Raw genomic sequence first — 15,607 nt, 5'->3', positions numbered from 1 at the left:
ATTAATAGAACCTATGAAAACAAAGGTTGCTCACATGCCATCTATTTTAATAACGATGCGGATGATCTTATAATTTTGCGGGATTTTGTGTATTATAGAAAGATATCTATTTTTCGTGGGAAAGGTTGGTCACAATGGAAAACAACGTGGACACTAAGCTGTCATCCTCTAACTTTATAAAAAATATTGTGAGCGAAGATTTGAAGACCGGCCATGTCAAGGAAATCGTGACGCGCTTTCCGCCGGAGCCGAATGGCTATTTGCATATAGGACATGCGAAGTCCATTTGCTTGAATTTTGAGCTGGCTGACGATTTCAAAGGCAGAACGAATTTGCGCTTTGACGATACGAACCCGGTTAAGGAGGATACGGAATACGTCGATTCCATTCAAGAGGATGTGAAGTGGCTGGGCTTTGATTGGGACGAGCTGCGCTTTGCCTCGGATTATTTCGAAGAGCTTTACAATCGCGCTGTACTGCTCATTAATAAAGGCAAAGCATACGTATGCGACCTGTCCGCCGAGCAAATCCGCGAGACGCGCGGCACGCTGACACAGCCCGGGCAAAACAGTCCTTACCGTGAGCGCAGTGCAGAAGAGAACATTGATCTGTTTGCCCGTATGCGCGCAGGAGAATTTCCTGACGGCTCGAAGGTGCTGAGAGCGAAGATTGATATGGCTTCGCCGAATATTAACCTGCGTGATCCCGTGCTGTACCGTATCGCTCATGCCCACCATCACCGGACTGGCGATGCTTGGTGCATTTACCCGATGTATGACTATGCTCATCCGATCAGTGACGCGATTGAAGGCATTACGCATTCCATCTGTACGCTGGAGTTCGCCGATCACCGTCCGCTCTATGACTGGGCGATTGCCGAATGCGAGATGCCGGCAGTGCCTCGTCAATACGAGTTCGCCCGTCTGAATGTCACGAATACCGTCATGAGCAAAAGAAAGCTGAAGCAGCTTGTTGATGAGAAAGTGGTAGACGGCTGGGATGATCCGCGTATGCCGACGATCAGCGGTTTGCGCCGCAAAGGCTTTACGGCGGAAGCTATTCGCGCCTTCTGTCGCGAGATCGGGGTTGCGAAGGCGAACAGCACGGTCGATGAGCGGATGCTTGAGCATTTTATCCGTGAGGACTTGAAGCTTAAGGCGCTTCGGACGATGGCGGTATTGCGACCGCTCAAGGTCGTCATTACGAATTACCCGGAAGGCCAAACCGAGCTGCTCGATGCAGAAAATAACGCTGAGAACGAAGACATGGGTATTCGCCAAATTCCGTTCGGTCGCGAGATTTATATTGAGCAGGACGATTTTATGGAAAATCCGCCGAATAAATATTTCCGCCTGTTCCCTGGCAATGAGGTGCGTCTGAAGCATGCGTATTTCATTACTTGCCAAGAGGTTGTGAAAAATGAAGCGGGCGACGTCATTGAGCTGCGCTGCACCTACGATCCGGCAACAAAAAGCGGCTCGGGCTTCAACGCCCGCAAAGTAAAGGGCACGATTCACTGGGTGGAGGCGTCACAGGCAGTTCCGGCAGACTTCCGTTTGTTCGAGCCTCTTATTACGAATGAAGCAGAAGAGGAAGGCAAGCCGTTCCTTGAATGCATCAACCCGAATAACCTTGAGGTGCTGCAAGGCTTCGTGGAGCCGAATATGAAGGATGCCGAAGGACAAGCGAAGTTCCAATTTTTCCGCCATGGCTATTTCAATGTAGATCCGAAGGATACGACGCCGGAGAAGCTAATCTTCAACCGTATCGTTTCGCTGAAAAGCTCCTTCGATCCAGCGAAAGCATAAATAACGCATCAGTTTAATAGAAAGAGCCGTGAAAGACTGCCTGTCAGTGAAGTGCTCCCCGTCAAGTAGACAGTCAAAAAAACAAAAAAACAGTTCAGATGGATACCTTAACTCGGATGACGTGCTAAGGTATCTTTGTTATACCGCTCTGCGGTATTCATTTGGAGACAAGCCGTCCAGACATTCCGTATAACGGTAGTTGTTATAGTAGTTCATATAACGGCGAACGGCGCTGTATAGGCTCTCATAGGCATCATACTTCGTAAGATAATAACTTTCTGACTTATACGTACCCCAAAATCGTTCAATTGGCTGGTTATCCAAGCATCGACCCACACGAGACATGCTCTTCGTAAATCCATACTTCAATTGAAGCCTTTTATACTCATGGGACGTGTACTGAAAACCTCTGTCACTCTGGATCATCGGGGACACACCTGGATTTTTGGTATACGCTTTTTTCAGCGTATCCATCACGAGTTTATTGTTGTTGGAATGACTGAGCACCCATGAAACAATGGCGTTGTCGTACAGATCTATAACAGCGCTTAAATACGCTTTACGCCCATTTCCGTATTTCAGTTCGGTTACATCCGTAGACCATTTTACATTTGGAGCAGAGGCATCAAAGTCGCGATTCATTTTATTCTCAGCCACATGGAGCGCTGTGGCACTTACGTAATGTGGCCGTTTTTTACGAATGACTGCTTTTAGCTCCAGCGCACGCATGATTCGGTAATAGCGCTTTTTGTTGTACTTCTGGTTCAGCTTTCGATTTAACTGGGTTCGCATTTGGCGATAGCCCAAAATCCCATCTCGCTTTTCATAATGACGCTTCACTTCTTTAGCAAGCATACGTGCTTCACGTTCTTTGGCAGAAGGTGTCCACTTTAACCACTTGTAGTAGGCAGATCGAGCCACACTAGCTAACGCGCATAATGCTGCAATCGCGTATCCTTTCTCAACGTATAGTTCTTGTATCGCTTGATACCGCTGTACATGTCGAACCAGCGTTAACGTGGTTTTCGTCGCTCGATCTCTGCCAACTTTTTTGCGAAGGCATTCTCCATCTCTAGGTATTCATTTCGGGCTTCTAGTTCTTTGATCCGTAGCTTGAGTCGTTCTTGCTCGCCGAGTTCTTCTACAGGCTTTTTACGTCCCCGACCATCCTGAAGGGCTCCTTCTTGACCTGCTTGGTATTTTCGTACCCATGCATATACCTGTTGATAAGATACACCAAACTTCTCCATCGCTTTTGAATAATCCAAGTCATGAGCCAGCGTATATTGTGCGATTTCAATCCGTTCTTCAAGCGTTGTCTTACGTCCTTTGTTCATAGGAGATCGTCCTTTCCCTTTACGCGCAGGTTTCCATTTGATCTCCTCAGTATACTTGGTTAGCCATTTCGACAACACACTTCTGCTTGAAATATGATATTTTTCTGTTGCGGCAGTTAAGGATAAACGACCAGACACAACATCCTGGATTGCATCAAGCTTCAATTCCTTGGCATACGTTTTCCACGTTTTCGATTCCGTTAACCCGTCCAATCCATGTGCGCTATATTTTCTGATCCAATCCTTGACTGAGTCCTGGCTCACCCCCATGTGTTTAGCCTCAGCATTTGGGTTGGAACGGTAATCCAGACATCGTTGTACAATTTGTAGTTTGATTTCTAAAGGAACAGGACTTCTTTTTGACATGAGAAAAACCCCCATCATGAGTAGACGTAGAAATTTTTGTTTTTTCTACTGTCTACTATGATGGGAGCGTACCACAGGCAGTCTTCACGGCTTTTTCTTTTTTTTACGCTGCAAGCAGGAATTTGTCACTTTTTGGTGAATTTTTCCTAGTGGCTTCTGCGGAGTAGAAAGTGAAAAAACATAATTAGGAGCTGAAAAGATGAAGAAATTAGAAATTAAAGGGATAGGTGCGGTCAGTGCTTTTAAAGCGACGGCGTATATGATGATTATACCTTCTGTGCTGTTATTTGTAATTGGTGTTGTTATGATGCTTATTGCAGCGGCTACCGGCAGGTCTTCCATTTTTGGAATGGGATTCCCTTTCTTCGTCATGCCGATTTTTTTAATCGTGTTTTATGGTGCGGTCAATATGCTTAATACGCTGTTGTATGGCATGTTTGCCAAGAAATTCGGCGGATTAGAGCTAACCGTGGAAGAAAAGGGGGCATCGGACATGATGAATGGGTCTACAAGCCATTTTTATAATCAAGGGACTCATTCAACAAATTCAGGCATGCTTACAAAAACGACACCACCGCCTATTTCAACCGTTTCACCCAATCGGGATCAGAATAATAATTAGTAGCATTTCGCGGAGTGATCTCACCGCAATAACAAGGGCGAGCCCTGAGCTATGCTTCTTTGCCCGCCATTCAGGCGGCTAATCCCTAAAGCAGGTTAGCAGCTTGGCTGCGGGGGTTCTGTGCTTTGCTTTCGGTGTTTTGTCAAAATAGCCGAGATGCAGCGTGCCAGCAATTCTCTCATCCGCCTTAACGCCAATAGCACGATGAAATCGGGGATCTCAGTTGTAGTCATGCGCCATCTTCATTTTCTCCATTCGTGAGGCTGTTTACAATGAATGGAAGAATTGCTTCTAGTGTTGTTGGATCATTAAATGCTGCAGACCCTTTTTCCATGTAGAAAACACGGTTCGCTTGAACGGCTGAAAGTCCTCTCCATATTTCAGTATCATACGTCGGGCTTGTTTCACTGCTCTCGCTTGTATCTAGCGTCGTGAAGATATAGTCTCCTGCGTAGTCGGCAATCTTCTCAAGCGAGATTCCCTTGGAGCCAAGCTTGACATCAAAGTCAGCGGGAACCTTGAGCCCAAACTCGTCATACAAAATTTCAGTTCCGCGTCCAAAGCCTTCGCCGTAAATGTTTATGCCTTTACTGTGAGGGCTCAGCACAGAAACGGTCTTATCGCCAACTGCTTGCAGCACTCTCGGCTTAGCTTCGGCGATTTTGGCTTCCCAGCCAGCTACCCACTGCTTGGCCACCTCCTCGCGGTTTGTCAGCTTGCCGAATTCGATTAATTGCTCTTTATAATTTTTCTCTCCATAGTTCACGGTAACTACTGGAGCAATCTTCTTAATTTCATCCAGATTTTCCGTGTTCGCCAGTGCTACGATAAGATCTGGGTTCAAGGAAATGATTTTTTCGATCGAGAAGGCACCCCATGCCCCGATATCTTCCATTCCGTCAATTTTACCTTCGTAAAGCGGGTTTTCCATCGTCATGCTGGGCGCCCCGACCGGATTAATGCCAAGCACCATAAAGTAACCGACATAAGCGTGGGTGAGGACTACAATTCGTTGGGGATTGCGGGGAACCGCAACCTCGCCGTCTGCTCCCGTGTAATTCATAGTTGCTGCTTCCGATTGCACAACATTGCCTGCAGTATTGCCAGACGTAGCGGCAGAATGATTTGCGGCACTATTGCTGCCTTCTGCCCGATTACCTGCTGTCGTCCCTGAGCACGCGCTCAATAACAGCGTGAGACATACCAGTAATGTCAACGCCGCTGAGTTTCTTTTGTTCCTAACCAATTGAAAATCCCCTCTGCTCTTGTATTGATAACCATTATCACTCCGAGCTTTAATATAACGTTTGGGCTTGACTGGAGCAATGGACGATCTTAGCATCAGGAATGGATTATGTTGTTTGATGTTATTGCGGTTCTCCGACTCACGCTCACGATACTTAAGTGGTGATAAACCGGCCTGTTTTTTAAATATTCTACTGAAATAATAGACATCGGAATAACCGATAGCCGCAGCAATGTCCTGTAAGCTCGCATCCGTGTGGTTGAGCAGGTGGCGAGCTTTGTCTACTCTTAAACGAATCATATATTCAATAGGACTGCAGGAGGCGCGCTGCTTGAATAGGCGTGAGAGATGGCTGGGGCTGCAATCCAGCACAGACGCCAGCTTGTCAAGTGTAAGGGGTTCCGCGTAATGCTCATGAATATACCGCAAAGCCTGTTCGGCTGGATCAGCCGAAATGATTGTTACCGTCTGCTCGCGAAGCTGCCGTGTTAGCTCATATATGAGCTGATAAAATAAGGTTTTGGCATGAAGCTTCTCCACATTCCCCAGCGAATTCCAAGCATGCAAGAGAAGCTCAAGCTTATCGAACAGCGACAATGGATAGGAGGGAATACAGCCGTATTGTACCTGAAAAGGGCAAGCGGGCGATTGAATAGGTTGTTTGTGCCGACCACCTGGCACAAAAACATCGGCTTTATACAGAACAAGATAGTAGTCGAACTGCTCTGCTACGAGGCGAATATCCAATAGCATCCCTTTGCCGCCATGCAGCGCGAACATGCCGTTCACCTCATATTCCGTATAATCAATGGCGATATGCGCCGCACCGCGCACGGCAAAGAGGAAGCCGTTTGCTGGAAGCTGATAGACCGGCGGCGTATCGCTTCCCCGCAACGACACGAACCTGACATCCATCAGCTTCACCGACGCCTGTGTCCATAAATGAGCATGCTCATTCCATTCCATCTTGCACCCCCTATCATCGTCTGTTTCATATGTTTCCTTCATTTTACTGATAATCATTATCACAATCAATAAGCATCGTTTTTAGAATCAGATTTTAGACGACAAAAGCTCATTAGAAACGAGCAGGAAGGGGGCTTTTGGGGAGCTTCTTCTGGATGCTAGGTTGACAAATTTAGGGGATACTTTATATGATATTGTAAATTCGTGACAACATCTAGGCTTCGACCTCGGAGAGGCCTAGCGGTTGTTGGAATTTTTATTGCCGTTTTAATGATTTTCAGCCAAAACAAAGACAGGAGCGAAATGAATGAAGAAAATGGAAATAAAAGGAATAGGGACGATAAGTGCTTTTAAAGCGGTCACTTATATTACCATTATCCCTGCCGGACTTTTATTTTTAATAGGTTTAGCGATGCTGCTGATCGGAATAGCGGTAGGCGAGCCGAGCTTATGGGGCATTGGGCTAGCCTACACCGTTATGCCGGTCTTTATCATTGGAATGTACGGCGTTATTAGCATGGTTATTGCACTTCTGTATGGTGTGCTTGCCAAGAAGTTTGGTGGACTGGAGCTTATTGTGGAAGAAAAGAATGAGTTTGTATTCAATGGACCTTCAGGGCACGGCTATCAGCAAGGGGCTCCTGCTCCTATCAACCCGCCAGGCAGCCCTTATGAAGCAGCGAACCAAATTCAGTTGACCAAAACGTCGCCGCCGCCATTGCCTAACCAATTCCGAAATACAAATCAGGAATAGAATAATTAATAGATAATAATAGCTTCAGTCTATTGTTCTAAGGTGGTCCGTGATTGTTACAGTAGATAAAATCCTTCTTCATCTCGAGAAGGATTTTATTTTGCCTATCGTGCTTTTGAGTCATGTTTTCTCATTCAGCAAGTGAATGAAAGAGGGGGTCTTTGAAGTGGAACAAGCAGTAGTAAGAGAAGCGCGGCGAGTCGCTGTTGAGGCAGCGAAAGAAGCGGGGGAATTGCTGAGAAAGCTTTTTGACAAGCTGGATACCGGTACCTATAAGCAAAAGGACGAGCATGGCGACTTAGTGACGGAAGCCGACCACAGAGCGGAAGAGATTATTTTGGGCAAAATTAAACATAGCTTCCCTGACCATCACATCATATCGGAGGAAGCGGGAGATAACCGTCTTTCAAGCGATTGGCTATGGCTCGTTGATCCGCTGGATGGGACGAACAATTTTGCCGTCGGAATGCCCTTATTTGCCGTTTCCATTACGCTCATGTATCAGCGGGAGGCCGTGATGGCGGTTATTTATGAGCCGATGACGAACCGCTTGTATGAGGCGGTGGCAAACGGCGGTTTTCGCTGCAATGGCAAAATCATTAGATTAGGTGAGCCGCGTGCATACAATAAAGCGACTGTTGGCTGGATTCAAGGGCATAAAGTGCAGCAAGAGCCGCAGGCGGTTAGACTGCGTCAGCATCTTGATACGAGCACCAAGCGAATGATGCGGCTGTGGGCGCCTACCTTGCAATGGACGATGCTGGCGAAGGGCGATTTGGATGCAATTATTTTGTACAACTCGGAGGGCGAGGATCTTTATTCGGGAATGCTCATGGTGCGCGAGGCAGGCGGCAGCATTACCGACTTTGAGGGCAGGCCTTTCACGGGCATGAGCAGCGAGCCGTATTTGATTGCGTGCCATCCGCAGCATTTGCCTTTTTTTCGCGGTCTTGTGCATAATGGCCTTGTTGGGAAGTAAGCGAGAATGCTTTACGATACAGCTAGACTAAGCTGGCAGCGGCAGGAGGTTTTTCAAATGAAATATTCGTTGCTAAAAGGCCGCGCTGCTGCAAAATCGACAAGCCAAGCTTGGTCAAACCAAGAAAAGGATGCTCCGCACCGCTGCCTGCGGGAAAGAGCATGCTTTTTTTATTTAAACCATCCCTTCTCCTTAAAACGGGTAATCGCCTCAATCCGATTGCTCACGCCAAGCTTATCCAAAATGACGGAAATATAGTTGCGTACGGTGCCGTTGGTCAAATATAGCTGGTCAGCGATTTCCTTCGTATTTTTGCCGTCGGCGATGAGGCCAAGAACCTCCTTCTCCCGTTCGGTGAGCGGGTTTTCCTGCCCGTAGGCGTCGTCCACCAGCTCGGGTGCATAAATGCGGCGGCCAGTCATGACGCTGCGTATGGAGCTGGCTAGCTCCTCGCTTGGGCTGTCCTTGAGCAAATAGCCGCATACGCCTGCCTTGAGCGCACGGTCGAAATAGCCGCTTCTGGCGAAGGTGGTCAAAATGATAACCTTGCAGCCTAGCTGGCGAATTTCTTCCGCTGCCTCAAGTCCGCTCTTGACCGGCATCTCAATGTCCATAATGCAAATATCCGGTTTGTGAAGCTGGACGAGCGTGATTGCCTCCTCGCCGTTACCAGCTTTGCCAACCACGGTCATATCATCCTCTAGCTCAAGCAGGGACGCAAGCGCCCCCAGCAGCATTCGTTGGTCTTCGGCGATGACAATTGTTATCATAGAGAGGACTCCTTTTCAGGCTTCTGGACGATATTGGGCGCTTTAATGACGAGCAGCGTGCCGTCGCCGCAAATAATATCCAGACTGCCATTAATAAACTCCAGTCTTTCCTTCATGCCTCTAAGGCCATTTCCCCGGTAATAGCTGCGCGATTCCTTGCCGCCCGTAGCAATACCCGTGCCGTTGTCCTGCACGCGGACAATGAGCTCTGTACGAGTCGGTTCAATTTCAACCAGACATTTGGTGGCGGAGCTATGCTTGACGATATTCGTTACTGCTTCCTTGAGACACATGCTGACGACATTCTCGGCAAGCAGGGAGGTGTCGGTATGCGACGGGTCGCCTTCAACGATAAGCTGAATATCGGCAGCCTTCAAAATTTGTTTTACCCGAAAAAGCTCATCCTCAAGCCGTGTTCCACGCATTTCCGTCACAAGCTCCCGTACTTCCTTGAGCGCCGTGCGTGCCGTTTGGCGCACATCATCAATTTCCTCCTGCGCCTTGGCGGGATTTTTCTGCATCAGCTTGCCTGCCAGATCGCTTTTCAGACCTATAAGCGACAGCTTCTGTCCGATCGTATCATGCAGGTCACGGGCAATCCGCTGCCGCTCCTCCAGCTTGACTAGCTCGGAAATCCGCTTGTTGGCATGCTCAAGCTCGCCTTCCAGCTTGTCCCGCTTATTGCGGTTGTACGTATTGACCGGAAGCAAAATGACACCGATTAAGCTAATGAGCACGAAGGGGAATTGCGCGAGGAAGACCGGATTTTGCACAGCTAGTCCATAGTTGATGCTCAGGAAGGTCGTGACGATATGAATGGAATACAGTGTAAAGAAGCCGATGCGGTTCTGAATATTGCCGATAAAATAGGCGAGAAAGATGGAAAAATACACATAGCCGAACATGAGCGTCATCGCGATGGAAATAATAATTTGGATACTGGTCCAGAAATAAACCTGCCAGCCCTTGGACATGAAGGAAAGCATGTAGCAGATGAAAAATAAAACGATCATCACAATACCGGAGGTTGCTTGGTAGGGCGATGAGTTGCGGAAAATAAAATAGAAGGGCAGGATGTAGAAAACGACCCATACATAGGGGCTGATTCCCGTATTTTTATGAAAAATATGATGCCATTTTTGCATATGCGTCCCGCCTTTTCAAATCGCTGTTGCAGCATAAGGAGCTGCTTTGAAGCTATTTTAACATAAAAGAGGCTCGCGCATTTTGTTCCGCGCGGCCTCTTTCGTGTGTATATCCTTGTACCTGTTAGCCAACGCGTCTGGTATCCAGCTTGGTGCTTGCCGCACGCGGCTTGTGCAGACGATGCTTCATGCCTTTAAAGCTGACGAACATATTGTTCTCTTCATCCCATAAGCGGAAACGCAGTGCCGTTAAGCTAGTTTTGATTGTAATGGTCGTTGCCTGCTGAAGCGGAACGGATGAGTTATGGGCATCTTCTAAATAGTAGTTCGGCACTTTTGGGCTCAGGTGATGCACATGATGGAAGCCGATGTTGCCGGTAATCCATTGCAATGGGCGGGGAAGCTTGTAGTAAGAGCTGCCTTCAACGGCTGCTTTCACATAGCTCCACTCATCTTCATTTTCAAAATACGTATCTTCGAACTGATGCTGGACGTAGAACAGCCAAATGCCGAACAGTCCCGACAAGAACATAACAGGCAGCTGTACCATGACAAAAGCCTGCCAGCCGAGAAGCCAGCTGAGACCTGCATATAAGGCGACAATTGCTACATTGATCAAATAAGTGTTAAGGCGTTCCTGACGTCTAGCGCCCTTGCGGTTGAAGCGATATTGAATAAGAAAAACAGCAATCGGGCCAAGACCAAACATGACGACCGGATGGCGGTAAATACGATAGAAAAGGCGGCGCAAAGGTGTTGCAGCAATATATTCATCTACAGTCATAATCCAAATGTCGCCAACGCCGCGCTTATCGAGATTGCTGCTCGTTGCATGGTGGATGGAGTGACTGTATTTCCACTGTTGGAAAGGGACGAGGGTAAGAATTCCCGTTATCGTGCCGATGATAGCATTTGCCCGTTTGCTCTTGAAGAAAGAGCCGTGGCAGCAATCATGGCAAATAATAAAGGTTCGAATGACGAAGCCTGCTGTAATCAAGGAGAAAACAATCGTGAGCAAGTAGGAGATTGGCATGACGGCATACGCCGCGTACCAGAAAAACCCTAGTGGGAGTAAAGTGTTGATTAATTGTTGTATGCTGGTTTTCATATTCACTTTTTCATAAGGGGCAAGACTCTTTTTCAAGCTTGCTTGCTTGGCTTTCTGATCCATGATGAAGCTCCTCCTTCAATAACAAGACGTTCATCCACTGTTAAAGATGCCCGTATCCTGATAGCTATATTTAAATTGTAAAGAAAAATGTCATGCGCCATAAGTCATAAACGTCAGTAAAGCTATATGACAAATGTCATGTGAAAACGCTTCTATATGCCCATAAGTTCAAATTATTAGCAATATTTTTGCAGGGGCTGGAATAGATAGAGGGCAGTTGGAAGGGGCTGAAAGAATAGGCTGTGCCGATAGCGTTTGTATAAGAAAATTGTAGCGTATGTGCATTGAAGGCAGGGTGGGGATAGACTAAACTTGATCACATCATTTGATAATGATAATCACTGATTTAAAGAGGAGTCGAACAGAGATGATGCAATGGGGAAAAAAAACGCTCAAAGTAAAAATGACGGCACTTACGCTGCTGGCGTTAGCCGTTATCATAGCGCTTGCGGGTTGCGGCTCGCAAGGCGAGCCAGCTGTTAATACGGAGGCTAGCGATGCGGCGGCGACTGTAAGCCCGTCTCCTGCTGAAGCGGATGAGCCGGCAATTGCAGAACAGGAAGCGGAAACACGAGTGCTGCAGGACGAATTTGGCGAGGTAACGGTTCCGGCGCATCCTAAGCGCGTGGCGGCGATTTATATGGAGGATTATTTGACAGCCCTTGGCGTAACGCCAGTCGTACAATGGTATCACCCTCTCTGGGGCACGCAGGAATATTTGAAGCTGGATTTGCCGACATTTGATATTACGGGAAATATTGAGGCGCTGCTCGCTTATGAACCGGATCTTATTATTTTGGATGGCTGGGCGGACAAAACCAAATATGACATGTTTTCTAAAGTAGCGCCTACCTATCGCTTGCCGGAAAGCATTTTGCAGGACTCAAAAGCGATATTGCAGACAGTTGCCGATGTATTGAATATGAAGGAGCAGAGTGAAGGCGTGCTGAGTGACTACGAGCAGAAAATTGCCGATGCCAAGGACAAGCTTGCTAAAACGCTCGGCGAAGAGACGGTAGCGGTTGTGCGCTTGAATGTCGATGACCAGACGCTGTCGCTGTTCGGAATCAACAATCGGTATACCGGCTTTATTTTCTCCGATCTGGGCTTGAATCCAGATAAATGGTCGAAGGAGATGACGGATTTCCATCAGGTGCTTGCGGAAGAAAGCATTCCAGACATTGATGCCGACCACATCATTATTTTCCCATCCAACGGCGCTTGGGACTCGCCAGAAAATGCTGAGGCGCTTAAGCTGCTGGAAGGGAAAATGTGGAAGGCTGTTTCCGCAGTGAAGGCTGGGAATGTACACCGTGTAGAAAGATCACACTGGCAATCCGGAGCGGTTACAGCTAACTCGATGAAAATTGATGATATTATGAAAATGTTCTTCTAATAAGGAGCGCCCCTGACAGGCTGCGCTATTCAACAAATGAAGAGGAAGGTCCATCTGCGCATTGATGGGCTTTCCTTTTTCATTTATACTAGTTGTGAAAATCATTCTCATTTACTTCGGAATGTGCAGGCACAGCGCCTGCTGTTTGCCAAGACTTCCTAAGGGGGATATGAAGTGAGCGACGAGGGGAATAAGCCGCAGCTGCGCCATGCGATTTTTTATAGGCTGACTGCGATACAACATATGAATGTCAAGGATGGACAGGAGCAGCTGCTGCTCACCGTTAATGAACATATTATCCTGATAGTGACGGGCGGAACGGGAACGCTGAGCGTAAATGGCGAGCGGCATACTCTGGAGCTTGGAGCCTGTTTTATTTTTGGCCCGGGTACAAGGCTGGAATTGACAGCCTGCGGATACGAGGACGAAGAAGCAGGACTGTCGTTCTACTCTGTCGCCTTTGATGGAATCGGTGCGGAGCCGAAGTTGGTTTCCTTTCCTTGTCTGGGCGAGGTTTCCTGCAAGCCTTTCTCTCATTGCATAAGTGAGCTGCAAGCGCTCTATGATAAGCGGGAAGCGGAGGATGAGCTGGAGGCTTTCCGTCAAGACATCAGGTTTCAACAGCTTCTATTGTTCATCATGCAGCAAAACCTGCCTCAGCGCACAGAAAGCAGCATGAGGCGGGCAATCGAATTGTCCATTGCGCACATCCAGCAAAATTACCGGGAAGAGCTGACGGTAGACAAGCTTGCCGACCATGCGGGCATGGTGCGCTGGCGCTATTCCCGTCTATTCAAGGAGCTGACAGGAGAAATTCCGCTGCATTATCTGAATGGCGTACGTGTGGAGCGGGCGAAGAAGCTGCTGGCAAGCACGGATGATCGGCTGTTCAACATCGCGCAAAGCGTAGGCTACAGTAATGAATATTATTTTAGCCGTCGCTTCAAGCAGTCCGTCGGCCTTACACCGGGTCAATATCGCCGCCATCAACATGAAGATATTCGGGTTTTCGCACCTTTCATCGAGGATTATTTGCTGGCGCTTGGCATCAAGCCCATTATGCAATTCAGCCACGATCATTGGGGACGGCAGGAATATCTTGGTCTCGATGATGTGCCTGAATTTAATGTGGTTACCGATAATGAAGCGACCCTATCTAGCTTTGCACCGGAATTTATTTTGATGGATACGGGCATTGAGCGCTGGGGCATGGGCAAGCTCGCGAGTCTTGCACCTAGCATCCAGCTTTCCTATAGAGGCGAGGAATGGCGTAAAACGCTGCACAACATTGCAGATTTACTAGGTAAGACTAGGGAAGTAAGCCCCGTTATTGCTGACTATGAACGTAAAGCGGCTGCCGCAAAGGCAAAGCTGCTGCGAGTGGCGAAGCGACAGACGGTCGCCTGCTTGCGCTTGTCCGCAAACTCGGTGTTATTATATGGCGGGCCGGACCATGGCTACACTGGCTCTGTGCTGTATCGCGATTTAGGTCTCACCCAGCATTCGTTTGTAGAAAAGCTGGCTAAAGGTCTGCGGTTTATCGAGCTGTCAATGGAGGAACTGGCGCTGCTTGACGCCGATCATCTGTTTATTACCATTGATAAGATTGCAGGTGAGCAGATTGAGCTGTTGCAATCGCCGCTCTGGCGGTCGCTGCCCGCTGTGCGAAATGGCAGCGTGTATGAGGTCGATTTTTTGTCGTGGATGAATTATGGCGTGCTGTCCCATCATAGAAAAATCGACGATGTGCTGCGCGTATTGTGTTAAACTGTTGATATTATAAAGCTAAGAGACTGCGACGAAATAATGTACTGCTCATTTTCTCGCAGATCCTAAGGAGAGCGGTTTATGGCAGAGGAAACGTATCGTATTCGCGATGCCGTGCAGGAGGATTTGCCCGGCATTGTAGCTATATATAATTCAACGGTTGCATCGCGTCAGGTGACAGCGGATTTGGAGCCGTCAACGGTGGAAGCTAAGCAGGCCTGGTTTGACGAGCATGCGCCGGATACTAGGCCGCTCTGGGTAGTGGAAGAGGATGGAGAGCTGCTGGCTTGGTTCAGCTTTCAGTCCTTTTATGGACGTCCAGCCTATCAGGCAACGGCTGAAATCAGTATCTATATAGCGGAGCCGCATCGTGCGCGCGGTTTGGGAAGCATGCTGCTCCAGCATGCGCTTGAGGCATGTCCGGCGTTGCATATTCGAACGCTGCTCGGCTTTATTTTTGCCCACAATGCTCCTAGCCTTGGACTGCTTGGCAAGTTCGGTTTTGAGCAATGGGCATATATGCCCAAGGTGGCCGAGCTGGATGGGGTAGAGCGGGATTTGGTCATTATGGGACTGCGGGTTGGATAAAGGACGAAGGGAGAGATCAGATGCAGCAGGGAAATTGGACATATTGGCTTCGAGTGTGGGTTCATCCTCGTCAGACGATTAGGCATTTTCTCAATCACCCGGCGCCATTTTGGCCGCTTGTCGTGATTGCCTCATTTAGCGGATTGTTTCAAATATTGGATACTGGTGCTGAGTTTGCATGGGGACACTACCTATACTTAGGTATTATATTGCTGCTGGCGATTGTAGCTGGCGGTGCGCTCGGGATAGGTGGTTTATTTTTATCTAGTGTATTGTATAAATGGGTGGGCTCGTGGTTCGGCGGCACTGCCAGCAGGCAGCAATTGTACATTGCCTTTGCTCGGGGTGTTTTGGCGCCTTCTGTATTAATTGGGCTGCTTTGGATTCCGAAGCTGCTGCTGTTCGGAAAAGGTGCCTTTACCGATTCACCAGCTATGTATGCGAGTGGACTCGCCTCGGCGCTTAACCTTCCAGGTGGCCTACTGACTGCTCTTCAATGGCTGCTAGCCATTATCAAAATTGGCTTGACCATCTGGATGTCCATTATTATGCTGCATGCGGTGGGTGAAGCTCACCAGTTTTCGGCTTGGCGCGCACTCGGCGTTTCATTGATTATTACGTTCGCCACATTCGCACTTATAATGATTCTTGTATTGCCATTTTTAGTCATTGGTCTAATCGCAAATTAGTGG

14 protein-coding genes are annotated in these 15,607 nt (G+C 48.0%); 8 read left to right on the top strand and 6 right to left on the bottom strand.

The annotated features are described in order from the left end of the window. The first annotated feature begins 134 nt into the window (after window positions 1-134). Window positions 135-1,808 carry a glutamine--tRNA ligase/YqeY domain fusion protein gene (locus tag V5J77_RS24980; protein WP_338553488.1) on the top strand — a complete coding sequence of 558 codons (1,674 nt, stop codon included), beginning with the start codon at window positions 135-137 and terminating at the stop codon, window positions 1,806-1,808. Between the two features lie 138 nt (window positions 1,809-1,946). On the opposite strand, the gene V5J77_RS24975 is transcribed toward V5J77_RS24980, so the two are convergent. Together V5J77_RS24975 and V5J77_RS24970 are read right to left on the bottom strand one after the other, a co-directional pair. Next, complete coding sequence (locus V5J77_RS24975; RefSeq protein ID WP_338556511.1) at window positions 1,947-2,789, bottom strand: IS3 family transposase; 843 nt, start codon at window positions 2,787-2,789, stop codon at window positions 1,947-1,949. A gap of 32 nt (window positions 2,790-2,821) precedes the next feature. Further along, window positions 2,822-3,511 carry a helix-turn-helix domain-containing protein gene (locus V5J77_RS24970; protein ID WP_338551410.1) on the bottom strand — a complete coding sequence of 230 codons (690 nt, stop codon included), beginning with the start codon at window positions 3,509-3,511 and terminating at the stop codon, window positions 2,822-2,824. A 199-nt stretch (window positions 3,512-3,710) separates the two neighbouring features. On the opposite strand from V5J77_RS24970, the gene V5J77_RS24965 reads away from it, so the two are divergent. Beyond that, the gene (locus V5J77_RS24965; RefSeq protein WP_338553487.1) at window positions 3,711-4,133 is read left to right on the top strand and encodes a hypothetical protein; all 423 of its coding nucleotides are present in this window, start codon (window positions 3,711-3,713) and stop codon (window positions 4,131-4,133) included. A gap of 229 nt (window positions 4,134-4,362) precedes the next feature. Here the strand turns inward: V5J77_RS24965 and V5J77_RS24960 are convergent, their stop codons facing one another. Further along, window positions 4,363-6,345, bottom strand: coding sequence for an AraC family transcriptional regulator (locus tag V5J77_RS24960; protein WP_338553486.1), 1,983 nt, complete (start codon window positions 6,343-6,345; stop codon window positions 4,363-4,365). Between the two features lie 307 nt (window positions 6,346-6,652). Here V5J77_RS24960 and V5J77_RS24955 point away from each other — a divergent pair, with 307 nt between their 5' ends. Both V5J77_RS24955 and V5J77_RS24950 read left to right on the top strand, forming a co-directional pair. Further along, entirely contained in the window at window positions 6,653-7,099 is a 447-nt protein-coding gene (locus tag V5J77_RS24955) for a hypothetical protein (protein WP_338553485.1), read from the top strand. Between the two features lie 166 nt (window positions 7,100-7,265). Then, window positions 7,266-8,078, top strand: a complete 813-nt coding sequence (locus tag V5J77_RS24950; RefSeq protein WP_338553484.1) for an inositol monophosphatase — start codon at window positions 7,266-7,268, stop codon at window positions 8,076-8,078. 170 nt (window positions 8,079-8,248) lie between these two features. Here the strand turns inward: V5J77_RS24950 and V5J77_RS24945 are convergent, their stop codons facing one another. The 3 genes from V5J77_RS24945 to V5J77_RS24935 all read right to left on the bottom strand — a co-directional run bounded on the left by V5J77_RS24945 (window position 8,249) and on the right by V5J77_RS24935 (window position 11,164). After that, on the bottom strand, window positions 8,249-8,848 hold the full coding sequence (locus tag V5J77_RS24945) for a response regulator transcription factor (protein WP_338553483.1): 600 nt from the start codon (window positions 8,846-8,848) through the stop codon (window positions 8,249-8,251). Next, a complete protein-coding gene (locus V5J77_RS24940) occupies window positions 8,845-9,993 on the bottom strand; it encodes a sensor histidine kinase (protein WP_338553482.1) in 1,149 nt (382 codons plus the stop codon). The genes V5J77_RS24945 and V5J77_RS24940 overlap by 4 nt, the downstream gene beginning before the upstream one ends. 124 nt (window positions 9,994-10,117) lie before the next feature. Beyond that, window positions 10,118-11,164, bottom strand: a complete 1,047-nt coding sequence (locus V5J77_RS24935) for a fatty acid desaturase (RefSeq protein ID WP_338553481.1) — start codon at window positions 11,162-11,164, stop codon at window positions 10,118-10,120. A 367-nt stretch (window positions 11,165-11,531) separates the two neighbouring features. On the opposite strand from V5J77_RS24935, the gene V5J77_RS24930 reads away from it, so the two are divergent. The 4 genes from V5J77_RS24930 to V5J77_RS24915 all read left to right on the top strand — a co-directional run bounded on the left by V5J77_RS24930 (window position 11,532) and on the right by V5J77_RS24915 (window position 15,604). After that, window positions 11,532-12,560, top strand: a complete 1,029-nt coding sequence (locus tag V5J77_RS24930) for an ABC transporter substrate-binding protein (RefSeq protein WP_338553480.1) — start codon at window positions 11,532-11,534, stop codon at window positions 12,558-12,560. Between the two features lie 174 nt (window positions 12,561-12,734). Further along, on the top strand, window positions 12,735-14,327 hold the full coding sequence (locus V5J77_RS24925) for a helix-turn-helix domain-containing protein (protein ID WP_338553479.1): 1,593 nt from the start codon (window positions 12,735-12,737) through the stop codon (window positions 14,325-14,327). A gap of 81 nt (window positions 14,328-14,408) precedes the next feature. After that, window positions 14,409-14,915 carry an N-acetyltransferase family protein gene (locus V5J77_RS24920; protein ID WP_338553478.1) on the top strand — a complete coding sequence of 169 codons (507 nt, stop codon included), beginning with the start codon at window positions 14,409-14,411 and terminating at the stop codon, window positions 14,913-14,915. Between the two features lie 20 nt (window positions 14,916-14,935). Further along, window positions 14,936-15,604 (top strand): YIP1 family protein, encoded by a 669-nt coding sequence (locus tag V5J77_RS24915; RefSeq protein WP_338553477.1) that lies wholly within the window; start codon window positions 14,936-14,938, stop codon window positions 15,602-15,604. Window positions 15,605-15,607: the final 3 nt, after the last annotated feature.

Origin of the sequence: Paenibacillus sp. KS-LC4, from assembly GCF_036894955.1 — a bacterium.
GTDB lineage: Bacteria > Bacillota > Bacilli > Paenibacillales > Paenibacillaceae > Pristimantibacillus.
Note: the sequence above shows the minus strand (reverse complement) of the source record. Positions and strands in the feature narration are given on the sequence as shown.